24 protein-coding genes are annotated in these 22,338 nt (G+C 70.1%); 7 read left to right on the forward strand and 17 right to left on the reverse strand.

The window, feature by feature from the left end:
- Positions 1-4 precede the first annotated feature (4 nt).
- Positions 5-496: a helix-turn-helix domain-containing protein gene (locus AFR_RS26515; protein WP_023364337.1), complete on the forward strand. Its 492-nt coding sequence runs from the start codon at positions 5-7 to the stop codon at positions 494-496.
- A 7-nt stretch (positions 497-503) separates the two neighbouring features.
- Here AFR_RS26515 and AFR_RS45350 read toward each other — a convergent pair whose 3' ends face one another.
- Together AFR_RS45350 and pafA are read right to left on the reverse strand one after the other, a co-directional pair.
- A complete protein-coding gene (locus AFR_RS45350; RefSeq protein WP_041841157.1) occupies positions 504-725 on the reverse strand; it encodes a hypothetical protein in 222 nt (73 codons plus the stop codon).
- A 25-nt stretch (positions 726-750) separates the two neighbouring features.
- Positions 751-2,109, reverse strand: a complete 1,359-nt coding sequence (pafA, locus tag AFR_RS26525; RefSeq protein ID WP_023364341.1) for a Pup--protein ligase — start codon at positions 2,107-2,109, stop codon at positions 751-753.
- Positions 2,110-2,237: 128 nt separating this feature from the next.
- Between pafA and AFR_RS26530 the strand changes: the two genes are divergently transcribed.
- On the forward strand, positions 2,238-3,152 hold the full coding sequence (locus AFR_RS26530; protein WP_023364343.1) for a dTDP-glucose 4,6-dehydratase: 915 nt from the start codon (positions 2,238-2,240) through the stop codon (positions 3,150-3,152).
- A gap of 342 nt (positions 3,153-3,494) precedes the next feature.
- Here AFR_RS26530 and prcA read toward each other — a convergent pair whose 3' ends face one another.
- The 6 genes from prcA to arc all read right to left on the reverse strand — a co-directional run bounded on the left by prcA (position 3,495) and on the right by arc (position 9,258).
- Complete coding sequence (prcA, locus tag AFR_RS26535) at positions 3,495-4,349, reverse strand: proteasome subunit alpha (protein ID WP_023364345.1); 855 nt, start codon at positions 4,347-4,349, stop codon at positions 3,495-3,497.
- A 57-nt stretch (positions 4,350-4,406) separates the two neighbouring features.
- The gene (gene prcB, locus AFR_RS26540; protein WP_023364347.1) at positions 4,407-5,246 is read right to left on the reverse strand and encodes a proteasome subunit beta; all 840 of its coding nucleotides are present in this window, start codon (positions 5,244-5,246) and stop codon (positions 4,407-4,409) included.
- A gap of 10 nt (positions 5,247-5,256) precedes the next feature.
- A complete protein-coding gene (locus AFR_RS48730) occupies positions 5,257-5,391 on the reverse strand; it encodes an endonuclease domain-containing protein (protein ID WP_169739479.1) in 135 nt (44 codons plus the stop codon).
- Positions 5,392-5,476: 85 nt separating this feature from the next.
- Positions 5,477-5,692: a ubiquitin-like protein Pup gene (locus tag AFR_RS26545; RefSeq protein WP_023364349.1), complete on the reverse strand. Its 216-nt coding sequence runs from the start codon at positions 5,690-5,692 to the stop codon at positions 5,477-5,479.
- A gap of 93 nt (positions 5,693-5,785) precedes the next feature.
- Positions 5,786-7,303, reverse strand: coding sequence for a depupylase/deamidase Dop (dop, locus tag AFR_RS26550; protein ID WP_023364350.1), 1,518 nt, complete (start codon positions 7,301-7,303; stop codon positions 5,786-5,788).
- 176 nt (positions 7,304-7,479) lie between these two features.
- Positions 7,480-9,258: a proteasome ATPase gene (gene arc, locus AFR_RS26555; RefSeq protein WP_041841158.1), complete on the reverse strand. Its 1,779-nt coding sequence runs from the start codon at positions 9,256-9,258 to the stop codon at positions 7,480-7,482.
- A 175-nt stretch (positions 9,259-9,433) separates the two neighbouring features.
- Between arc and AFR_RS26560 the strand changes: the two genes are divergently transcribed.
- On the forward strand, positions 9,434-9,727 hold the full coding sequence (locus AFR_RS26560; protein WP_023364354.1) for a ferredoxin: 294 nt from the start codon (positions 9,434-9,436) through the stop codon (positions 9,725-9,727).
- A gap of 58 nt (positions 9,728-9,785) precedes the next feature.
- Here the strand turns inward: AFR_RS26560 and AFR_RS26565 are convergent, their stop codons facing one another.
- The 3 genes from AFR_RS26565 to AFR_RS26575 form a co-directional block, all read right to left on the reverse strand.
- A complete protein-coding gene (locus AFR_RS26565; RefSeq protein WP_023364356.1) occupies positions 9,786-10,376 on the reverse strand; it encodes a hypothetical protein in 591 nt (196 codons plus the stop codon).
- A gap of 75 nt (positions 10,377-10,451) precedes the next feature.
- The gene (locus AFR_RS26570) at positions 10,452-11,399 is read right to left on the reverse strand and encodes a tRNA (adenine-N1)-methyltransferase (RefSeq protein WP_023364358.1); all 948 of its coding nucleotides are present in this window, start codon (positions 11,397-11,399) and stop codon (positions 10,452-10,454) included.
- Positions 11,400-11,410: 11 nt separating this feature from the next.
- Positions 11,411-12,514 (reverse strand): site-2 protease family protein, encoded by a 1,104-nt coding sequence (locus AFR_RS26575; RefSeq protein ID WP_041842749.1) that lies wholly within the window; start codon positions 12,512-12,514, stop codon positions 11,411-11,413.
- A gap of 135 nt (positions 12,515-12,649) precedes the next feature.
- Between AFR_RS26575 and AFR_RS26580 the strand changes: the two genes are divergently transcribed.
- The gene (locus AFR_RS26580; RefSeq protein ID WP_148308066.1) at positions 12,650-13,609 is read left to right on the forward strand and encodes a RecB family exonuclease; all 960 of its coding nucleotides are present in this window, start codon (positions 12,650-12,652) and stop codon (positions 13,607-13,609) included.
- A gap of 21 nt (positions 13,610-13,630) precedes the next feature.
- On the opposite strand, the gene AFR_RS46245 is transcribed toward AFR_RS26580, so the two are convergent.
- Positions 13,631-13,864, reverse strand: coding sequence for a hypothetical protein (locus AFR_RS46245; RefSeq protein WP_148308067.1), 234 nt, complete (start codon positions 13,862-13,864; stop codon positions 13,631-13,633).
- 544 nt (positions 13,865-14,408) lie between these two features.
- On the opposite strand from AFR_RS46245, the gene AFR_RS26585 reads away from it, so the two are divergent.
- Positions 14,409-15,119, forward strand: a complete 711-nt coding sequence (locus AFR_RS26585; protein ID WP_023364364.1) for a response regulator — start codon at positions 14,409-14,411, stop codon at positions 15,117-15,119.
- A gap of 206 nt (positions 15,120-15,325) precedes the next feature.
- On the opposite strand, the gene AFR_RS43985 is transcribed toward AFR_RS26585, so the two are convergent.
- Both AFR_RS43985 and AFR_RS26595 read right to left on the reverse strand, forming a co-directional pair.
- Positions 15,326-16,117: a DUF4097 family beta strand repeat-containing protein gene (locus AFR_RS43985; RefSeq protein WP_023364366.1), complete on the reverse strand. Its 792-nt coding sequence runs from the start codon at positions 16,115-16,117 to the stop codon at positions 15,326-15,328.
- 24 nt (positions 16,118-16,141) lie between these two features.
- Positions 16,142-16,633 carry a toxin-antitoxin system HicB family antitoxin gene (locus tag AFR_RS26595; RefSeq protein WP_023364368.1) on the reverse strand — a complete coding sequence of 164 codons (492 nt, stop codon included), beginning with the start codon at positions 16,631-16,633 and terminating at the stop codon, positions 16,142-16,144.
- A 224-nt stretch (positions 16,634-16,857) separates the two neighbouring features.
- Here AFR_RS26595 and AFR_RS26600 point away from each other — a divergent pair, with 224 nt between their 5' ends.
- Both AFR_RS26600 and AFR_RS26605 read left to right on the forward strand, forming a co-directional pair.
- Complete coding sequence (locus AFR_RS26600; protein WP_023364369.1) at positions 16,858-17,625, forward strand: ABC transporter ATP-binding protein; 768 nt, start codon at positions 16,858-16,860, stop codon at positions 17,623-17,625.
- A complete protein-coding gene (locus tag AFR_RS26605) occupies positions 17,625-20,177 on the forward strand; it encodes an ABC transporter permease (protein ID WP_023364372.1) in 2,553 nt (850 codons plus the stop codon). The genes AFR_RS26600 and AFR_RS26605 overlap by 1 nt, the downstream gene beginning before the upstream one ends.
- 43 nt (positions 20,178-20,220) lie before the next feature.
- Here the strand turns inward: AFR_RS26605 and AFR_RS26610 are convergent, their stop codons facing one another.
- From AFR_RS26610 to AFR_RS26620, 3 genes are all read right to left on the reverse strand, one after another.
- A complete protein-coding gene (locus tag AFR_RS26610) occupies positions 20,221-20,868 on the reverse strand; it encodes an HAD family hydrolase (protein ID WP_023364374.1) in 648 nt (215 codons plus the stop codon).
- 105 nt (positions 20,869-20,973) lie between these two features.
- Entirely contained in the window at positions 20,974-21,711 is a 738-nt protein-coding gene (locus tag AFR_RS26615) for a neutral zinc metallopeptidase (RefSeq protein WP_023364377.1), read from the reverse strand.
- Between the two features lie 117 nt (positions 21,712-21,828).
- Positions 21,829-22,320: a hypothetical protein gene (locus AFR_RS26620; protein ID WP_023364379.1), complete on the reverse strand. Its 492-nt coding sequence runs from the start codon at positions 22,318-22,320 to the stop codon at positions 21,829-21,831.
- Positions 22,321-22,338: the final 18 nt, after the last annotated feature.

Here is a 22,338-nt window from a genome sequence, read left to right on the forward strand (position 1 = left end):
ATGGGTGCGAGAACTGGAACTTCGCGAGCCGGCCCAGTTCAAGGCGCTGGGGCATCCGCTGCGGCATCGGCTGGTCATTGCCCTGCGACAGCGGCCGGCCACGTTGGCGCAGCTCGCGGCCGCGCTGGACGTCGCGAAGGGCACTGTCGGCTATCACGTGAAGGTGTTGCAGGAGGCCGGCCTGTTGCGGGTCGCGCACGAGCGGCAGGTGCGCGGCGGCACCGAGCAGTATTTCGAGCCCGCGAGCGAGCGCCTGCGGATCGCTGCGGATGCGCCGGTCGGTGGGGAGTTTCTGGTGGCGGCGGCGCTGGGTGAGATGGTGCCGGCCAGCGATCGGACCATGCTCCGACATGTACGGATGACGACCGCACAAGCAGCCGAGGTGGCCGCGATGCTGGAGTCCCTCACGCTGCCCGAGGACAACGACGGGTTGCCGTACAGCGTGCTGCTCAGCGTTTACCGCGCGAACGTTCCCGTGCTGCCGGCGGAGCAGTGAGGGTGGGTCACCCGAAGAAGATCAGGTAGAGCCAGCCCAGCAGGACCAGGCCCAGGACCGCTGCCATGAGCCAGGTGGGGATCTTGTGGTTGCCCTTGCGGGCGTGCTCGACCTGCGACCGGACCTTCTCGCGGCGGCGCTCGACGCGCCCCCACATGACGTCCTCGACCGTCCGCTCGGGTTTTTCGGCGGGCGGGTGCTGGCCGGGCTCGTGTGCTGGTGATGTCATGGCCCGGCCAGCCTAGCTTCCCGCCCTACATGCTGGCGATGAGGCGTTCGACGCGTTCGTCGTAGGCGCGGAACGGGTCCTTGCACAGGACCGTACGCTGCGCTTGGTCGTTGAGCTTGAGATGCACCCAGTCGACGGTGAAGTCGCGGCGTTTTTCCTGGGCGTGCCGGATGAACTCGCCGCGGAGGCGGGCCCGGGTCGTCTGCGGCGGGGTCTCCTTCGCCTCGAAGATCTCGAGGTCGTTGGAGATGCGGTCGACCTGCTTGCGCTTCTCCATCAGCGCGTAGAGGCCGCGGCCCCGGCGCACGTCGTGGTAGGCGAGGTCCAGCTGGGCGATGCGCGGGTGACTCATCGGCATCTCGTGCTTGGCCTGGTACCGCTCGATCAGCTTGTACTTCGAGACCCAGTCGATCTCGCGGGAGACCGGGTCGAGGTCGCCGGTCTCGATCGCGTTGAGCACCCGGCCCCACAGCTCGACGACGCGCTTGGCGGTCGGGTCGCCGCCGCGGCGCTCGACGAACTCGGTCGCCTTGGCCAGGTATTCCTGCTGGATCTCGAGTGCGCTGACCTCTTTGTTGTTGGCCAGACGGATCTTGCGGCGGCCGGTGATGTCGTGGGAAACCTCACGGATGGCCCGGATCGGGTTCTCCAGCGAGAGGTCCCGCATGACCACGCCCGCCTCGATCATGCGCAGCACCAGGTCGGCGCTGCCCACCTTGAGCAGGGTGGTGACCTCGTTCATGTTGGAGTCACCGACGATGACGTGCAGGCGGCGGTAACGCTCGGCGTCGGCGTGCGGCTCGTCACGGGTGTTGATGATCGGGCGGCTGCGCGTCGTCGCGCTGGAGACGCCCTCCCAGATGTGCTCGGCGCGCTGCGACAGGCAGAACACCGCACCGCGCGGGGTCTGCAGCACCTTGCCGGCGCCGCAGATCAGCTGGCGGGTGACGAGGAACGGGATGAGGACGTCGGCGAGGCGACCGAACTCCCCGTGCCGGCTGACGAGATAGTTCTCGTGGCAGCCGTACGAGTTGCCGGCCGAGTCGGTGTTGTTCTTGAAGAGGTAGATCTCGCCCGCGATCCCCTCGTCGTGCAGCCGTTTCTCGGCGTCGACAAGAAGGCCTTCGAGGATCCGTTCACCGGCACGGTCGTGGGCGACCAGATCGGTGACGGAATCACACTCGGGCGTCGCGTACTCGGGGTGGGAACCGACATCGAGGTAGAGGCGGGCACCGTTGCGGAGGAACACGTTGCTGGAGCGTCCCCAGGACACCACTCGGCGGAACAGGTAGCGGGCCACCTCGTCCGGCGACAGCCGCCGCTGTCCCCGGTAGGTGCACGTGACTCCGTACTCGGTTTCGAGGCCGAAAATTCGCCGTTCCATGACGAAACACTAGCCGCACCAGGGGCATCAGCGGCAGTGACAACGCGCCCTTTCACCGATGCACAGCGTGTGGTTCGTCTCGATAGATCAACTCGCAGGCCCATGACCTGCGCATACACTGCTGCTTGATGAATCTTCTGGTCACCGGCGGCGCCGGCTTCATCGGGTCCTGCTTTGTCCGCACCGTGCTCGCGGACGCGCTGCCGGGCCTCGAGGACGCCCGCATCACCGTCTTCGACAAGCTCACCGAGGCGGGCCACTTCGCCAATCTGGGCCCGGTCGCCGAGAGCAAGAACCTGGATTTTGTACCCGGTGACATCTGCGACGAGCCCCTCGTCAACTCCGTCCTGCCCCGGCACGACGCCGTGGTGAACTTCGCAGCCGAGCCACAGAACTCGCCGGACTTCACGGCGACCAACGTGCTCGGCACCCAGGTGCTGCTCGACGCGGCACTGCGGCACGGCGTCCAGCGTTTCGTCCAGGTCTCAACCGCCGAGGTCTACGGCCCGCCCGGCACCGGATCCCGTCTCGCTCCCCACTCCCCGTACGCCGCCACCAAAGCAGCCGCGGACCTGCTGGCGCTGGCGTTCCACCGCACCCACGGGCTGCCGGTCGTGGTGATCCGTGGCGCCGGCACCTACGGGCCGTACCAGCACCCCTCGGAGATCATCCCCCGCAGCGTCACGGACCTGCTGGAGGGCCGCCCGGCGCCGCTGAACGATGGTCAGCCGCGAGAATGGCTGCACGTGACCGACCACTGCCGAGCCACGGCCCTGGTACTGCTTGGTGGCACGGCCGGCGAGATCTACCACGTGGGCGGCACGCAGGCGCTTCTCGCGGATCGATTGCTGGACGCATTCGCCACGGACACGGACCAGTCGACGGAGGTCGCGGACCAGCCTCTCCCCCACACGCTGGACGACAGCAAGATCCGCGAAGAGCTGGGCTATCGGCCGCAGGTCGACTTCACCACCGGTCTGGCGGACACAATCCAGTGGTACCGCAACCACGAGGACTGGTGGCGCCCCCTGACCGCCGACTGACCCGCCCGCCCGGTCCAGGGACGGACGAACGCCGCCCAGCCCGCCCCACATTCAAGGGCAAGCGAACGCTGCCCAGCCCGCCCCCGCCGCGCTTCGCGCGAGACCCGTTCAAGGCTGGACGAACGCCGCCCAAGCGCCCCCACGTTCAAGGGCGGACGAACGCCGCCCAAGCGCCCCAGGTTCAAGGGCGGACGAACGTTGTCCGGCCCGCCCCTGCGTTCAAGGGCGGACGAACGCCACCCAGCCCGGTTCAGGGACGGAAGGACGTTGTCCGGCCCGGTTCAGGGACGGAAGGGCGTTGTCCGGCCCGCCCCTGGGTTCAGGGGCGGGCGGTGGGTGGTGTCAGGAGCCGTCGCCGTTGGTGTCGTCCGCGGGCTCGGCCGGGTCCTCGTTCTTGCCCTCCAGGTCGACCGAGGCGGCCGACACGGTCGGCTTGTCCTCGCCCGGCGCCGGCGGGGCGACGTCGCCGGCCTCGCCGACCTCCTTCTCGGGCTCGTCCTTGCCGCCTTCGAGGAGGGTGGTCAGCGCCGCCCCGGCGATGCGGCGGAAGGTGCGGCCCTTGCGGTTGCGGTCGAGGACCGCCACCTCGAGCTGGGACGCGCCCAGGGTGCGGGGTGTGCCGTTCTCGCCGCCGACACTCGCCAGGCCCTCGACGGCCAGGGCCAGCGCCGTGGCGAGGTCCGCGGCCACGTCGTGCCGGGACTTGAGGACGGTGGAGATGGCTTCGGCCGAGCCGCCCATGGCCATGAAGCCGGGCTCGTCCTGGACCGATCCGTCGTAGGTGATGCGGTACAGCTCGTCGGACTCGGGTGAGGTGCCGACCTGCGCGACGCAGATCTCCACCTCGTACGGCTTCTGCGTCTCCGAGAAGATCGCACCGAGCGTCTGGGTGTAGGCGTTCGCGAGCGCCCGCCCGGTGACGTCCCGGCGGTCGTAGGCCAGGCCGTTGAGGTCGGCCATCCGCACGCCGGCGCGGCGCAGGCTCTCGAACTCGTTGTAGCGGCCGACAGCCGCGAAGCCGATCCTGTCGTAGAGCTCGCTGATCTTGCGGAGCGAGGTCAGGTTTTCGGCGACCAGCAGAACCCCGCCCTCATAGGTGAGGACGACGGCGGAGCGGCCGCGGGCGATGCCCTTGCGGGCGTACTCCGAGCGGTCGCGCTGGACCTGCTCGGGTGAGGCGTAGAACTGCATGGCCACGGGTGGCTACTCCTTCGATGACCGGATGGCGGGGTGGGTGCGAGGACTGCCGGGCGCTCAGCCGCCCGGGTTCTCCATCCGTCCGGCGACCACCTGTTCGGCCACCGCGTTGATCTCGGCCTCGGTGAGCCGGTGGGTGCTGTCCGCGGTGGCGGTCATCACCACCGGGTAGATCTTGCGGGTCAGGTCCGGTCCGCCGGTCGCCGTGTCGTCGTCGGCGGCGTCGTACAGAGCCTCCACCGCCAGGCGGACGGCGTCCTGGGTGCTGACCCCGGCCCGGTACTTCTTCTTCAGGGCGGACTTGGCGAACAGCGACCCCGAGCCGATCGCGTCGTAGCCGGTCTCCTCGTAGAGGCCGCCCGCGACGTCGAAGCTGAAGATGCGCCCGGCCCGGGACGGGTCGGACGGGGACAGGTCGAAGCCCGCGAAGAGCGGAACCACAGCCAGGCCCTGCATGGCCGCACCGAGGTTGCCTCGAACCATGGCGGCCAGGCGGTTCGCCTTACCGTCGAGGGACAGCATCGCGCCCTCGATCTTCTCGTAGTGCTCCAGCTCGACCTGGAACAGCCGCATCAGCTCGATGCCGATGCCCGCCGTGCCGGCGATGCCGATCAGCGAGTAGGCGTCGGCCGGGTGCACCTTTTCGATGTCCCGGCTGGCGATGAGGTTGCCCATGGTGGCCCGCCGGTCGCCGGCCATGACGACGCCCTCGGCGGTCGCGATGGCGACGATGGTCGTGCCGTGCGGTGCGATGTCGGCGGACAGCCCGGGAGGCAGCGGCCGGCGACCCGGCAACATCTCCGGGGCCGCGAGGCTCAGGAACTGCGTGAAGGAGGACGTCCCCGCGTTGGTGAACACATCTGGAAGACGCCCGGATGGATCAAAGCCCGCTGCCACGTGGTTCCTTTCAGATATGTAAGCGCTCCGGTGAGAACCCCTCGGGTCGTCCCGGACCGCCGTTGCAGTTGAAGCACAGTATCCCGCGAACCCACCCGGTGCGATGATCGTGATCGACGTGTTGGGGGTCGGGAGCACCACAGATCGCAGATGGCCGTCAGGGCCTCGTGAGTGACTCACGAACCTGCCGGCCATACCGCTACACCAATGTGACGAATCGGTCTTTCAGGTCACTCGCCGCCTTTTTGGACGTAACCCCTCACAAATTCCTCGGCGTTCTCCTCGAGGACGGAGTCGATCTCGTCGAGGAGGTCGTCGACGTCCTCGGTGATCTCGGCGTGCCTTTCGGCAACCTCAGGGTTGGCCTCGGTGGTGACGTCCTCGATCTCCTCGTCGCGCTTGCCCTTGCCGGACTGCGACTGACCGCCGGTGTCTCGCGTTGCCATGGCTGTCCCCCTTCGTGACCCAACCGCTTCGGGTTGGGAAAAACTTACCTCGCCGGTCCGACAAAAACGCCTGTGTGCGCACGGGCGTTTCGATCAACGGCTCGTGATCACCTCGAGCAGGTCCTTCGCGGTGTCGCACTTGTCGAACAGGGCACCGACGTGCTTCTTGGTCCCCCGTTCGGGCTCCATCATCGGGACACGCACGAGCGATTCGCGCCCGACATCGAAGATGACCGAGTCCCAGCTGGCGGCGACCACTTCGGACGCGTACCGGGCCAGGCACTCGCCCCGGAAGTAGGCGCGGGTGTCCTCGGGCGGCTTCACCATCGCGCGCTGGGTCTGCTCGTCGTCCAGCAGCGTCTTCATCGAGCCGCGGGCGACGAGGCGGTGGTAGAGGCCCTTCTCCGGCCGGACGTCCGAATACTGCAGGTCGACCAGGCCGAGCTTCGGCGAGGACCAGGTCAGGTTCTCCCGCTCGCGGTAGCCCTCGAGCAGGCGCAGCTTGGCGACCCAGTCGAGCTGGTCGGAGAGCTGCATCGGGTCGCGGCCGAGCTGGTCCAGGACGTCTTCCCAGCGCTGGAGGACGTCGCGGGTCTGCTCGTCGGTGTCGGTGCCGTAGCGCTCGTCGCAGAACTCCTTGGCCCGCTCGTAGTAGGCCCACTGGAGGTCCAGAGCCGTGAGCCGGCGGCCGTCCCGCAGACGCATGAGGTGCTTGAGCGACGGGTCGTGGCTGACCGCCTTGAGCTCGGAGACCGGATCGGCCACACCCAGCTCGCCGGTGAAGACCTTCTCCTCGATCATGTTGAGGATCAGGGCGGTCGTGCCGACCTTGAGGTAGGTGGAGATCTCCGAGAGGTTCGCGTCGCCGATGATGACGTGCAGGCGGCGGTACTTGTCGGCGTCCGAGTGGGGCTCGTCGCGGGTGTTGATGATCGGCCGCTTGAGGGTGGTCTCGAGACCCACCTCGACCTCGAAGAAGTCGGCCCGCGAGGAGATCTGGAAGCCGGCGCCGGAGCCGTCCTGGCCGATGCCGACCCGGCCGGCGCCGCAGAAGATCTGCCGCGTCACGAAGAACGGCGTCAGGTGCGCCACGATGTCCGCGAAGGGCGTCTGACGGCTCATCAGATAGTTCTCGTGCGAGCCGTACGAGGCGCCCTTGTTGTCGGTGTTGTTCTTGTAGAGCTGGATGCGGTGCGTGCCGGGGATCGTGGCGGCCCGGCGTGACGCCTCGGCCATGACCCGCTCGCCGGCCTTGTCCCAGAGGACGATGTCCATCGGGTTGGTGCACTCCGGGGTGCTGTATTCCGGGTGCGCGTGGTCCACGTAGAGGCGGGCGCCGTTCGTCAGTATCACGTTGGCCAGGCCGAGGTCCTCGTCGGCCAGCGCGTCCGCCGGGTCGTACGCGGCGCCGGAGTAGGTGAACCCGCGGGCGTCGCGCAGCGGCGACTCCTCCTCGTAGTCCCACCGGGCCCGGCCGCCGCGGTTGAGCTCCGGTCGTGCCCCGTAGGCGTTGACCACCTGCGAGGAGGTGACCATCGGGTTGGCGCCGGGCTGCCCGGGCACCGAAATGCCGTACTCGACCTCGGTACCCATGATCCGTCGAACGCTCATGCGACCACCCCACCCGCCACTGTGCTGCCGTTGCCCATGTATCGAGCCTAGACGCTTCCGTATCGGTTCTCGCCCCCGCACGTGCGCACCACGATACGGAGAGTAGAGATGCACAACGCGGACGAGGGGGCGCGTCGTAGCGCCTCCCCGCCCGCGTCGGGCGTTGCCGTCTTCGGTTACAGGTACTGACCGGTGTTGCTGGCCGTCTCGATCGAGCGGCCGGCCTCTGCGCCCTTGCCACCGGAGACGAGCGTACGGATGTAGACGATCCGCTCGCCCTTCTTGCCGGAGATACGGGCCCAGTCGTCGGGGTTGGTCGTGTTGGGCAGGTCCTCGTTCTCCCGGAACTCGTCGACGCAGCTGTCGAGCAGGTGCTGCAGCCGGAGGCCCTTCTTGCCGGAGGTGAGGAACTCCTTGATCGCCATCTTCTTGCCACGGTCGACGATGTTCTGGATCATCGCGCCGGAGTTGAAGTCCTTGAAGTACAGGACCTCCTTGTCACCGTTGGCGTAGGTGACCTCCAGGAAGCGGTTCTCCTCGGTCTCCGTGTACATCCGGAGCACGACTGCCTCGATCATCGCGGCAACCGTGACGTCCCTGTCGTTGCCGTGCTCGGCCAGGTCGTCCGTGCTCAGCGGCAGGCCGCTGAGGATGTACTTGGCGAAGATGTCCTTCGCCGCCTCGGCGTCCGGACGCTCGATCTTGATTTTCACATCGAGACGGCCGGGGCGCAGGATCGCCGGGTCGATCATGTCTTCCCGGTTGGAGGCGCCGATGACGATGACGTTCTCGAGGCCCTCGACACCGTCGATCTCGCTGAGCAGCTGCGGGACGATGGTGTTCTCGACGTCGGAGGAGACGCCGGAGCCACGGGTGCGGAAGATCGAGTCCATCTCGTCGAAGAACACGATGACCGGTGTGCCTTCGCCGGCCTTCTCCCGCGCCCGCTGGAAGACCAGGCGGATGTGCCGCTCGGTCTCACCCACGTACTTGTTGAGCAGCTCGGGACCCTTGATGTTGAGGAAGTAGCTGGTGTGCTTCTCCTCGCCGCGGCGCTCGGCGATCTTCTTCGCGAGCGAGTTGGCGACCGCCTTGGCGATCAGGGTCTTGCCACAACCGGGCGGGCCGTAGAGCAGGATGCCCTTCGGCGGGCGCAGCTGGTGCTCCCGGAACAGCTCGGCGTGCAGGAAGGGCAGCTCCACCGCGTCGCGGATCTGCTCGATCTGGGAGTGGAGGCCACCGATGTCGGTGTAGTCGACGTCCGGCACTTCCTCGAGGACGAGCTCCTCGACCTCGCTCTTCGGGATGCGCTCGTACGCGTACGCCGAGCGCGGCTCGATCATGAGCGAGTCGCCGGCCCGCAGCTTGGACACCTGGAGCGAGTCGGCCAGATGGACGATCCGCTCCTCGTCGGCGTGCGAGATGACCAGCGCCCGGTCGCCCGGACCACCGGCGGGGTTCTCGAGGACCTCCTTGAGGAGGACGACCTCGCCGACCCGCTCGTAGCCGAACGCGTCGACCACGTTGAGCGCGTCGTTGAGCAGAACTTCCTGCCCCCGCTTGAGCTCCTCGACCTCCAGCGACGGGGAGACCGCCACCCGGAGTTTGCGTCCGCCGGTGAAGACATCGACTGTGCCGTCCTCGTGGGCGGCCAGGAATACGCCGTAGCCGCTGGGCGGCTGGGCGAGCCGGTCAATCTCCTCTTTGAGAGTGACGATCTGGGATCGGGCTTCCTTGAGGGTCGCCACGAGCCGGTCGTTGTTCTCGGTCAGCCGGGCCAGCTGCGTCTGCGTCGCCGCGAGCCGTTCCTCGATCTGCCGGACGTGTCGGGGGCTTTCGGTCAACTTGCGCCTTACCAGTGCCAGCTCCTCTTGCAGGAACGCAACCTGGCTGGAGAGATCGTTGGCCTCTTTCTCCCAACGTGCGGCGCCTGACGCCTCGTCGCTACGTGCCACGTCCCACCTCCCCGGGGGCTCGAACGTCTTGGGGATAACAGTAGCCGCTGCGGGCCGGATTTCGACCCATGCAACACCCTCGTCACTGAACCTTGATCGATTGGGTCAGGTGGGTGCACCGAGTGGTCAGAGGCTTCGGGTAACGTCGGACAAGGCGAGTCAGGGGAGGAACGCGGTGTCGACACAGACCGAGACAGGCGAACTTGAGGTCTGGGTGGACCAGGACCTCTGCACCGGCGACGGGCTCTGCGTGCAGTACGCACCGGAGGTCTTCGAGTTCGACATCGACGGCCTCGCGTACGTCAAGAGCAGCACCGGTGAGCTGCTGCAGAACCCTGGAGTGCGCACCGACGTGCCGGCCCGGCTGCGGCTCGAGGTGATCGACGCGGCCAAGGAGTGCCCCGGCGACTGCATCCACGTCGTGCGGAGCTCCGACGACGTCGAGGTCGCCGGCCCGGACGCCGACTGAGGCTTCCGAGCGGGCCCCGCCGGACCGTCCACGAACGGGTCCGGCGGAGCGAAAAATGTCACAGGGTCGGGCGTCCGACCAAAGATGCGACAACTCGGGAAAACTCTTCCAAACGGGCGATTTGCCCCGGTCCACCGTCGTCGAGCGTCTTGCCGAAACGCAGCGCGTCGTGCCGTAGCGCGGCCCGGCCCTCGTCCTCGGCCATCCCCGGCGGCGGCACGGCGTCGTCCACGGAGCTCAGCAACAGGTAGACGTCGATGCTGTCGACCCGTGCCTGCCCTGACGACGTACGGGTGAGACGCCGGCGGCAACCCACCTCCGTGACCGTCGAGAGCGGGACCACCCGCAGCGACGAGGTCATCGACCCGACCGGGCCGTCACCGGGCGCCACGTCCTCGCCGTGCCACAGCACCAGGCGGCTGCCGTCGCAGATGACGACCTCCTGCCAGACGCCGTTGACCTCGTTGACGAAGCGTTCCAGCGTGAAACACAGCACGGACGCCCCGCGCAGGACCCCGAAGAGGGCGTCGAGCGCCACCTCGGGATCGCGCAGATAGGCCCGGGCAGCCGAATCCAGGTCCTCGTAAGGCGACCAGTCAGGGAAAACCGCCGGCATCTCGTTACTGCCACCGAACGGCGGAGAACTCATCGCGCCCACCCGTTCCCTCCGCTCCCGAACCCCATCAAAACCCGCGACGGAAACTACCGGATCCGCACCGGGCCGTCACACCCCGGTATCGTCGGGCGTCTCCGTACGCTCGGCGGCCAGAGCAGCCTGAGCGGCCCTGCGCAGGGCGTACGCCTCAGCACCCTTGCTGGGTTTGCGCCGGCGCGGCGGTGCGTTCACTCCGGGGGCGAGCTTGCGCGCCGACACCAGGAAGGCGGTGTGCGCGATCATCCGGTGGTCGGGCCGCACGGCGAGGCCCTCGGCGTGCCAGTCGCGAACCAGCGACTCCCAGGCCCGCGGCTCGGTCCAGCCGCCGCGCTCGCGCAGCGCCTCCACGACCTCGGAGAGCTGCGGCGTCGTGGCCACGTAGGCGATGAAGACGCCGCCGGGGACGAGCGCCCGCTCGACCATGGGCAGGGCCTCCCAGGGCGTCAGCATGTCGAGGACGATCCGGTCGAAACCGGTCCCCTCGGCGTCGGCCACGTCACCGGAGTGCAGGTGCCAGGCGGGGTGCGGGCCCCCGAAGAACGCCTCGACGTTCTTGCGGGCGATCGCCGCGAAGTCGTCGCGCAGCTCGTACGAGTGCAGCTCGCCCGTGCTCCCGACCGCCCGGAGCAGCGAGCAGGTCAGCGCGCCCGACCCGACACCCGCCTCCATGACCTTGGCGCCGGGGAAGACGTCACCCATCGCGACGATCTGGGCGGCGTCCTTCGGATAGATCACCTGAGCGCCGCGCGGCATGGAGAGCACGTAGTCGGAGAGCAGCGGGCGCAGCGCCAGGTAGGCCGTACCGCCGGCGGAGACCACGACGCTGCCCTCGGGCAGGCCGATCAGGGCGTCGTGCGCGAGGCCGCCCCGATGGGTGTGGAACTCCTTGCCGGCCTCCAGCACGATCGTGTGCATGCGGTTCTTCGGATCCGTGAGCTGCACACGGTCGCCCTCGCGGAACGGCCCGTGGTGGGCGGGCACGGGCTCGTCGACGACGGTGGTGGGTTGGACGGTCACGGATCCCTCTCTCAGTTCGGTGCAGGCCGGCGTGCGGTGCGGCGCGGCTCCAGCAACTCGGCCAGGTCCGCGACGTGCAGCACGCCGACGACATCCTCCCCGGAGGTGACCACGTACTGCGCACCCGGGTGGGCCTGCACCGCCCGGACCACCTGCTCGCCGCTGAGACCGAGTGCCAGCGCCGGCAGCCGGCCCAGGTCCCGCGCGACCGTGTCGACCGACACCCACGGCCGCCGGTCGGCCGGCACCGCGGCCGCCCCGGCCGTGTCGACCAGCGCCACGACCCGCCCGCTCGCATCAGCCACGGCCAGCGTGTCCTTGGCCCGGCCCTCTGCATCAGCGCGGCGTTGTGCCTCCGCCAGCGGCGTCCCCGACGGTACGGCGTATAGCGGGCGAGCCAGTGCGCTCAGGTCGACCAGGGGGAACCGCCGTGTCATCCGCGCCAGCCTGATCGACTGCCCGGCGCCCTGCCACAGCGTGAAGACCACCAGCAGGATGAAGATCAGGCCGAACAACGTGATGACGTTCAGCCGGTACAGCGTGAAGACCGCCGCGCCGGTCAGCAGCGCGATCCCCCGCCCGGCCCAGGCCGCGGCCTCCGTGGCGCGGTTCCGGTCCTTGATCAGCGCCCACAGCCCGGCCCGCAGCGCCCGCCCGCCGTCCAGCGGCAGCCCCGGCAGCACATTGAAGATCGCCACGATGACGTTGCTGGCCGCGAGCTGGAACGCGATCTCCCCCGCGACCGTCCGGTCCGGCAGCGCGAACGCGGCCGCCGTGGCCAGCCCACCGAGCGCGAACGAGACGGCCGGCCCGGCCAGCGAGACGAGCGCGTCGATCCGCGGCGTGGGGGCATCGCGGTCCATCTCGGTCCAGCCACCGAGGAGCTCGAGCGTGATGCCGCGCACACCGATGCCGAACCGCTTGGCCGTGACCGCGTGACCCAGCTCGTGCAACAGCACAGAGCCGAGCAGGCACACCACGAACCCGAAACCCACGGCGTACGCAAAAGGGCCCGGAAGTCCGAGCTCGGACTGCACGTAACCGCCGTAGACAACCGTGACGAGCAGCGCCAGCAGCAGCATCGAGGGGTGCAGGAACACCGGGATGCCCAGCACGTGACCGACCAGCCGGCCGGGTCGCCGGGCGGGGCGGGTCTGCCGTGCGCCTTCGTCCACGCGTCGATGCTACGGACCGAGCCTGAGAGCCCCGCCTCGCCGGTTTCGTCGTACCCCTCCCCTAGCCTTACCCCCATGACGGCAGAAACGGTTTTGTCCCCCTCCGCGGACCCGGCCCCCGGTCGTGTCCCCGGCCGTGACGAGCGGCCGTCCGGGCCGTCCCTGTCGCCGTCGCGCGCCGCGGACTTCAAGACCTGCCCGCTGCTGTTCCGCTTCCGGACCATCGACCGCCTGCCCGAAAAACCCACCCCCGATCAGGTACGAGGAACGCTCGTCCACGCCGTACTGGAGCGCCTCTTCGACCTGCCCGCGGCCGACCGCACCCCGGAGTCCGCAGCCGCCCTGGTCGCGCCGGAGTGGGAACGCCTCATCGAGCAGGAACCGGTGCTGGGCGGCCTCTTCGCACCGGCCGAGGACGCCCCCGACGCCCTGGTGTCGGACGAGCCGGACCGGATCGCCGCCTTCCTGGCGGGCGCGGGCGACCTGCTGTCGGGCTACTTCGCCGTCGAGGACCCCCAGCGCCTCGAGCCGGCCGAACGCGAAAGCCTGGTCTCCACCCTGGTCGACGACGAGCTGCTGATCCGCGGCTACATCGACCGCCTGGACGTCTCCCCGGCCGGCGACCTCCGCGTCGTCGACTACAAGACCGGCGGCGCACCCCGCGAAGCCTTCGAAGGCCGCGCCCTGTTCCAGCTGAAGTTCTACGCCCTGGTCCTGTGGCGCACCCGCGGCGTCGTCCCCCGCGTCCTGCGCCTGCTCTACCTCAAGGACGCCGAGATCTGCGACTACAGCCCGGACGCCTCCGAACTCGAACGCTTCGAACGCACCCTGGTCGCGTTGTCCCAGGCCATCGAGCGCGCGAAGGCGGAAAAGGACTTCCGCCCGAAGCCGAGCAAGCTGTGCGGCTGGTGCAGCCATCAGGCGTTCTGCCCTGAGTTCGGGGGGACGCCTCCGCCGTACCCGGAGCCGGTCGAAGTGATCGTCGGGGACGTCTCCGCCGTCGCCGAAGCCGCCGAACCCACCATCGAGCCGTAGGAGGCCTCGACGTCGAGAACTTCACGCACCGAGGCCGGTCAGCACCAGCGGCCGCGGGGCCAGGCGCGGTGTTCTGACCGGGCTTGGCGGGGCCAGGCTGGGCCGCGCCGGACTGGTCTGGGCCGCGCGGGCCGCGCCGGGCTGGGCCGGGCCGCGCTGGGCCGGGCCGCGCTGGGCTGCGCTGCGCTGGGCCCACACCGGGCTGGGCCGGGCCGCGCCGGGCCACGCCGGGCCGCGCCGGGCTGCGCTGGGCACACACCGGGCTGGGCCGGGCCGCGCCGGGCTGCGCTGCGCTGGGCCCACACCGGGCTGGGCCGGGCCGCGCCGGGCCGCGCTGCGCTGGGCTGGGCCGCGCCGGGCTGGGCTGGGCCGCGCCGGGCTGGGCTGGGCCGCGCAGGCGGGGGACGGCCGCCTAGCGGCGCTGCCCCCGGACCGCATGCTCGGCACGGCCGGGGTGGCCCCACGGTCGTGGTGCTTGCTCGGATGGGCCTCGCGCACAGCGCAACCGGCCGCGTGCCGCACGGTGACGAGTTCGCCGCCACCTGGGTGGACCGGACCGCCGACCGCGGGGTTCGCTGCTTGAGCCGCCACGGGCCGGGCTCGCGGACCTGAGCGGACCTCGAGACCGGAGCAGCGGCACCGGAGCGGTTGGCGGCCGAGCCGGCGGCACCGGAGCGGTTGGCGGCCGAGCCGGCGGCACCGGAGCGGTTGGCGGCCGGGTGGGTTGCGGGGATCGGTGGGGGTTCGGGATCGCCTAGTGTTTGCGGGGCCTGGTCGGGCTGCGCGGGAGGCACAGGGGATGACGGCACGGGACCGAACGGCGGCTGGTGCCGCGGCGGGCGCTCGGCCGGTGCGGGTGCTGCTGGCCGACGATCAGCCGATGCTGCGGTCCGGGCTGCGCATGGCGTTGAGCGGGGCCGACGGGCTCAGCGTCGTGGGTGAGGCCGGCGACGGGGTCGAGGCCGTGGACCTGGCCCGAAGGCTGCTGCCTGATGTGGTTGTGATGGACGTTCGGCTGCCCCGGCTCGACGGGCTCGGGGCCACGCGGGCCATCACCGCTTCGGGGTTGCCGGTTCGGGTGCTGATTCTGACCGCCTTCGACACCGATGAGCATGTGCTTGCCGCGGTGGGGGCGGGAGCGGCCGGATATCTCTGCAAGGACGTGCCGCCCGCGGAGCTCGTGTCCGCCATCCGGGTGGTGGCCGGCGGTGGCTCGGTGGTGGCCCCGCTCATTCTGGCGCGGCTGCTGGTCCGGCTGGCCGAGGTGCTGCCCGCGCCCTCCACCGAGCCGGTCGCGGCCGTGCTCGACGTGCTGACCGAGCGCGAACGTGAGGTTTTCCTCCATGTCGCGAAGGGACACTCCAACGCTGAGATCGCGCGGGCTCTGACCGTCAGCGAAACGACGGTGAAGACCCACGTCGGTCACATGCTCACCAAGCTCGGCCTCCGCGACCGTGTCCAGGCGGTCGTCTTCGCCTACGAGACCGGCCTGATCCACCCTGGCGCCTGAGACCGACCGGCCACGGGAACGGACGGCGAGACGGCACAACGGCCATCCCAGCCCAGCCCGGACCGAAAAAAATCGTCAGCACGGACACAGCAGAACCATGACCACCCGGCCGGACGGACACGGGCTGGGGACCGGCGACGAGGCAGGACCGCGGCGTGCCCAGCCCTCACCGGGGAGAAGCGGGTGAGGGCCGACGGGCCAGGACGTCAGAGGGCGGGGGCGTCGGCGTGGACGCGATGGATGGTGATGTCGCCGCTGGCGGTTCGGACGACGAGTTCGAGGGTCGCCTGGTTTTCCGCCGGAGGGCCTGACGGGGTCATCGACAGGTTGTTCACCGTGGAGCCGGAGGCCGTACTCACGTCCAGCCAGACCCCCGTGCCCGCGGCGACGCCGACCGAGACGTCGCCGGAGGCCGTCTTCAAGCGGACGCGGCCGCGGCGGGTGAGGCCCACCTCGACGTCGCCCGATGCTGTTTCGGCGTGGACCGACGCTGCGGCTGCGCGGATCATGATGTCACCGCTGGCGGTGTTGGCGGTGACGTCACCGGTGACGTCACCGGCTTCCAGGTCGCCCGACTGGCTGCCGAGCCGGACGGAGCTGCCCGCCTGGCCGACGCGGAGGTCGCCGCTTTCCGTCTTGAGGTTGATGTCGCCGTCGGCGTGCTGGACCTCGGCGTCGGCGGACTGGAGCGCCGCGTAAACCGTGTTGTAGCGGCCGGCGGCGCGCAGGTCGGCCGTCTCCGATTTCACCGAGAGAGAGCTGCCTTCGGGCACGCGGACGATCACGCGGGCCTTGGGGGTGCGGCGCCACTGCCAGAGGGCTGATTCGGGGGCGTGGACGGCGAGGGTGTCGCCGTCCAGGCGGACGGTGAAGGTGTCGGGGTCCGCGTCGGCGATGTCGACCTGGACGGTGTCGCGCTGCTCGGCGATGACGTCGGCCGTGCCGCGCTGGAGGCGCAGGGAGACGGATACGGGGGTGGCGTGGTCGAACTCGAACATGGTCGGTCCTCTCGAAAAACTTGGTCAGGCCTGGGCGAAGCCGGTGATGCGTTTGCCGGATCGGCTGCCGCGGGTCACCTGGCCCTCGGTGGCGGGGCGGGTGGCCGCGGAGGAGACGGCCCGGACGAGCCAGGCGTTGACGGAGATGCCCTCGGCCGCGGCGGCCTGTTCGACGTGGGTCTTGAGGCTTTCGGGCATGCGCAGGGTCAGGCGGGCGAGGTCACCGCCGTCGGCGGGCGCCGCAGTCGGGGGTGCGATCGGGTCGGGGCCGGGTTCGGTGTGGCTGACGACCAGGTCCGCCTCGCGGCCGCGGAGGCGGACGTCGACCACCGGGCCGTTCAGGCGGGTGGTGATCTCGGCGGTGGCGTCGGAGAGGGCCTGGAGCAGGGCGAGCCGGGCCGAGGGTTCGATGGCGTGCCCGAGCAGTTCGGCCGCGCGGACCGTTTCGGGGCCGCCCGGTGCGGCTGCGGCGGAGAGGTCCGCTCGCAGCGATTCGAGGTACGGGGTCAGGTCCATGACGTCATAGTGACGTCATATACGACGCCAGTCAACCGTCATGGCGACGTCAGGCGGGGAATCAGGGTCAACCCTGAGAGCGCGCTGGAGGAATCCCCGAGCAAATCTCCGCGTCACGCTCCCCCTGCGGGCGGACGCCTCGGCCTGCTCACGACGGAAAACTGAGCGGGCCGGCCGGGCGAACAGGCCCGGCCGGTCCACACGGGACACCACCAGGGGGAAAAGTGACGACGACGACGGCGGGCGAGCCGGTGGCCGCGCGGGCGAGCGAGGTCTGGAAGGTCTACGGCACCGGGGAGGCTCGGGTCGTCGCGTTGCGCGGGGTGAGCGCCCAGTTCGAGCGGGGCAGATTCACGGCGATCATGGGTCCGTCGGGCAGTGGGAAGTCGACGCTGATGCACTGCCTGGCCGGTCTGGACACGGTGGACCGGGGGCAGGTGCACGTCGGCGGGACGGAGATCACCAAGCTGGGCGACAAGGCGCTCACGCGGCTGCGGCGTGACCGGGTCGGTTTCATCTTCCAGCAGTTCAACCTGCTGCCGACGCTGAGCGCGCAGGAGAACATCCGGCTGCCGCTGGACATCGCCGGGCGCAAGCCCGACCCGCAGTGGTGGGACGTCGTCATCGACACCGTGGGGCTGCGCGACCGGCTGAGCCACCGGCCCAGTCAGCTCTCGGGTGGCCAGCAGCAGCGGGTGGCGTGCGCCCGGGCGCTCGTCGGGCGGCCGGACGTCATCTTCGCCGACGAGCCGACGGGCAACCTCGACTCGCGGTCCGGGGCCGAGGTGCTCTCGTTCCTGCGGGCCAGTGTCCGCGAGCACGGGCAGACCATCGTCATGGTCACGCACGACCCGGTGGCGGCCAGCTACGCCGACCGGGTGGTCTTCCTGGCCGACGGGGAGATCGTCGACGAGCTGCTCGAGCCGACCCCCGAGACGGTGCTGGACATGATGAAGCGCCTGGACACCCACGCCGAACCGGTGATGCTCTGATGCTGCGCGCGACCCTGAAGAGCCTGCTGGCGCGCAAGCTGCGGCTCATCCTGTCCGGGCTGGCGGTGGTGCTCGGCGTCATGTTCGTGGCCGGGGCGTTTGTCGTCACCGACACGTTGAGCCGGTCATTCGACTCGGTGTTCGCGAGCGCGTACTCGACCACGGACGTCGGTGTCAGCGCCAAGCCGAAGATCGAGGTGGCCGAGTTCGAGGGTGAACAGGTCACCACGCCGCTCGCCGCGTCCGTTGTCGGGCAGGTCAAGGGCGTACCGGGGGTGGAGAAGGCGACCGGGCTGGTCGAGGCCGACGGGGCCCGGGTGATCGGCAGTGACGGCAAGGTGCTCACCTCGATGGGGCCGCCGCGGCTCGGTGTCGCCTGGACCGGCATGGACAGCCTGACCGAGGTGCGTGAGGGCCGCGGCCCGGCTGCCGCGGACGAGATCGCCGTCAACGCGGCCGTCGCGAAGGCCGCCGGCATCAAGGTCGGCGACCGCGTCGGTGTGCTGACGCTGGAGCCCAAGAAGGAGTTCACACTCGTCGGGGTCTACGGCTACACCGGCAACAGGGACAGTCTCGGCGGCGTCCAGGAGGTCGCCTTCACCGAGCCCGTCGCGCAGAAGCTGATGCTCGGTGAGACCGGTGTCTACAGCTCGATCCGGGTGCAGGCGGCCGACGGTGTGACGCCGGCGGCGCTGCGGGACCGGATCGCCTCGACTGTCGGCGCCGGCTTCGACACCAAGACGGGTGATCAGCTCGCCGAGGACAGTGCCGCCGGGCTGCAGGAGGGGCTGAGCTTCTTCAACAACATCCTGCTGGGATTTGCCGGTGTGGCGCTGTTCGTGGGCATCTTCCTGATCCTCAACACCTTCTCGATCATCATCGCGCAGCGGACACGGGAACTCGCGATGATGCGAGCGCTGGGGGCCAGCCGCCGGCAGGTCATCGCGTCCGTGCTGGTCGAGGCCGTCGTGATCGGACTACTCGCCGCCACGCTCGGACTCGCCGCGGGTGTGGGAGTGGGCGCCGGGCTGGCGTATCTGTTCGGGACGCTGGGTGGTGGTGGTCTGGAACTCGCGCCGATCGGTGTGCCGCTCGCGGCCGTCATCAGCTCGTACGCCGTCGGTGTGGTGGTGACCGTGCTCGCCGCGGTCCTGCCGGCGCTGCGGGCGTCGCGGATCGCGCCGATCGCGGCCATGCAGGACGTCGCAACCCCGGACCGGCCGTTGACGCGGATCACCGTCGCCGGTGGCGTCGTCACGGCCGCCGGGGCCGCGGCACTGGGCGTCGGCCTCTTCGGCGACGCCGGGGACGCCACGCTGTGGACGATCCTGGGTGGGGTGCTGGTGTCGTTCATCGGCATCGCGCTGCTCACACCGCTGATCAGCAAGCCCGTCGTGTCGGGGATCGGCCGGCTCTTCTCGTGGTCGCTGCCGGGTCGGCTGGGCCGGCTCAACTCGGGCCGCAACCCGCGCCGCACCGCGATCACCGCCGCCGCGCTCATGGTCGGCATCGCGCTGGTCACCGGGGTCACCGTGGTGATGGACTCGGCCAAGAAGAGCCTCAAGGCCGAGGCCGCCAGCGTCCTCAAGGCCGAGGTGATCATCAGCGGGGACCAGAACGGCCCGCGGCCGCCGACCTACGACCCGGCCGTCGTGGGCCGGGCCGCGGCGATCCCGGGGGTACGCGCAGCCGCCGGCCTCTGGAACGACCAGGTCCTGATCAACGGCGAGAAGCACTGGGTCGACGCGACCGACGACCTGGCCGCGCTGACCGAGACGTACGGGGCGACCGCCGCGAGTGGCACCCTGGCGACACTGAAGGACGACCAGATCGCGGTCAGCGTGCCCGAGGCCACCACGTACGGCTGGCAGGTCGGCACCAAGGTCAAGATCCAGCCGTCCCGCGGTGATCCCCGCGACTACACGATCGTGGCCACGTACGCCGAGGACACGCTGCCCGGCAGCTACCTGCTGCCGCTCGCGACGACCAGGGACTTCGGCGTCACGCAGCCGGTGATCGGCTTTGTCCGGCTGGACGACGGCGCGTCACTGGCCCAGGTGCTGCCGCAGGTCAAGGCGCTGCTGGCGGACAGCCCGGAGGTGTCCGCCCAGGATGCGACGGCCTTCATCGACCAGCAGGCCGCCAGCCTGGACATGGTCATCACGATGATCCAGATCCTGCTGGCGCTGGCGATCCTGATCGCTGTCCTCGGCGTCATCAACACTCTGGCGCTGTCGGTGCTGGAGCGGACCCGCGAGCTGGGACTGCTGCGTGCGGTCGGCCTGGGCCGCGCCCAGACGATGCGCATGGTGACGGTCGAGGCCGTGGTCATCTCGGTCTTCGGCGCGCTGCTCGGTGTGGTCGTCGGCGCCGGGCTCGGCACGGCGGTGACCCGGGCGCTGGAGAGCGACGGCATCACCGAACTGGTGCTGCCGTGGGCCCGGATGGGCACCTACCTGGTGCTCGCGGCCGTGGTCGGGGTGATCGCGGCGGTCCTGCCGGCGATCCGCGCCGCCCGGCTCAACGTCCTGGGCGCGATCGCCCACGACTGACCCCGGAACGCGCCGGCTCCCGAACGGGAGCCGGCGCGGACGGTCAGCCGTGGATCGAGGTCAGGACGGATCCGAGGAAGGCGAGATCCACGCCTTCCAGGGAGTCGCGCAGGTGGACGCCGTCGGTCGGGGGGAGCTCCAGCTCGGCCGGTACGGCGAGCACCGCGGCACCCGAGGCGACCGCGCTGGCCAGCCCGGTCGGCGAGTCCTCGATCGCCACACACTCGGCGATCTTCACACCGAGCAGATCGGCCGCGGTCAGGTACGGCGTGGGGTCCGGTTTCGGAGCCGACACCTCGTCGCCGCAGACGACGGCGTCGAAGTTCTCCCGGCCCAGGGTGTTCAGGGCGATCTCCACCAGTCGCCGGCCGGTCGAGGTGACCAGGGCGGTCGGCAGGCCGGCCGCGCGGACCGCGTGGAGCAGCTCGAGCGCACCCGGGCGCCAGACCAGGCCCTGGGCGAAGAGCTCCTCGACGCGGGACTCGATCCACTCCACGTCGGCGGCCTCGTCCCGGTCGGGCTGGCCGAGGTCCTCCCGCAGGATCCGCATCGAGGTGGCCATGCTGCTGCCGACCATCGCGTGCCGGGCCGCCGGTGACAGTGTGCCGCCCGCACGAGCGGCAAGCTCGTACAGCGCGACGTCCCAGACCTTTTCGCTGTCTACCAGGGTGCCGTCCATGTCGAAGAGCACCGCAGCCGGTTGTCGTGATGTCAGGGCAGGCCTCCCGGGCCGATCGAGTCGTCTTCCCCGCCCATTGTCCCCGGCCCGGACGCGCCGTGTGAGCCGGTGTGACAGCTACGACACGCCGCACGGGTCCAGCGAGCGCCGGTAGCCGTTGTCGAACGCGTCGGTGCGCTGCTCGGCCGAGCCGTGCGCGCCCTCGGCGAACCACGGCTGGCCCGGGTCGTCACCGACGGCCTCCAGACCCGCCGCGAGCTCGTCCAGGTCACCCTCGTCGAGCTTGAGGTGGCCCTTGCGCTCGGTGTCGCCGATGTACGCCCCGGCCATGCAGTCGGCCTGCAGTTCCTGCTCGATCGTGAACTCCTTCTGGATGCGCAGCCGCAGCTGGATCGCGTGGGCGTACTCGTGGCCGAGCAGGTAGAAGATGAAGGCGTCACCGATCTGCCGGAACGCGCCGAACGCCCAGTTCACGTCGTACGCGATGAAGTCACCGGCGGAGCAGTAGGCGGCGTTGTTGAGCCCGAGCGGTTGCCCGCCGCACTCGACCTCGCCCTCCTCCTCGTACGGGATCACCCGCTTGACCGGCCGGAAGTCGATGCCGGAGTCGCTGAACTGTTTTTTCCAGTACTCCTCGGCGACCCGGGTCGCGTCGCCGATGTCGGCCGCGAACTCCTCCGGGGTGTCGGTGCCGTCCGGGTCCTCGCCGGCGGGGCCGGTCGTGCGCGCGGTTGTCGGCGCCGGCCGGGCCGGGGCACCGGTGTCCTCCTCGGGCACGGAGACGCAGCCGAGGGCGACGAGCGCCGCCGCCACGAAGGCCAGCAGGGCGGGGTGGGGGCGACGCTGTACCGGCATGCGGTCCTCCGAGGGCTGGCGTTACCGGGTGACATCCACGATACGCACGGGAGGTGCCGGGGGGTTCGATCCGCCGGGCCGGTCACTGTGGACGCCGCAGCGAGCGTCAGCGAAACCTCAGTAGGAGGACCGCACGTCCAGGTCGATGAGCTGCTGCTGGTCCGGCGGCCGCACCGGGGTCCGCGGGGTGATCAGCAGCGCGACCACGACCAGGTTGAGCACGAGCGGGATCACCGGCGTGTAGAGCCACAGGCCCAGGTCCAGGTCCCAGTCGAAGCCGAGGCCTTCCGCGGCGAGACCGGCCGAGGCCACGACCAGCAGCGCGGCCGTCCACATCCCGATCATCCGGGCGACGCGGGTGCGCACCCCCAGCACCAGTGTCGCCGCGGCCGGGCACCACAGCGCCAGCACCGCGAGGAACACCAGGTGCAGGGCGGCCGAGGCTAGGCTGGTCGCCTCCTCGGGCGGCCCGCCGTAGATGGTCGAGACCGTCGGCAGCACCCAGATGAGCGCCAGCAGCAGACAGACGACCGCGTCGAGCGCAAAAATTACCCCCGACACCACCAGCGGCGGGCTCAGCCGCGCGCGTTCCCCGATCCCCGTGTTCACGGGGGCGACTCTAGGACG

Source organism: Amorphoplanes friuliensis DSM 7358, assembly GCF_000494755.1.
GTDB classification, from domain to species: Bacteria; Actinomycetota; Actinomycetes; order Mycobacteriales; family Micromonosporaceae; genus Actinoplanes; species Actinoplanes friuliensis.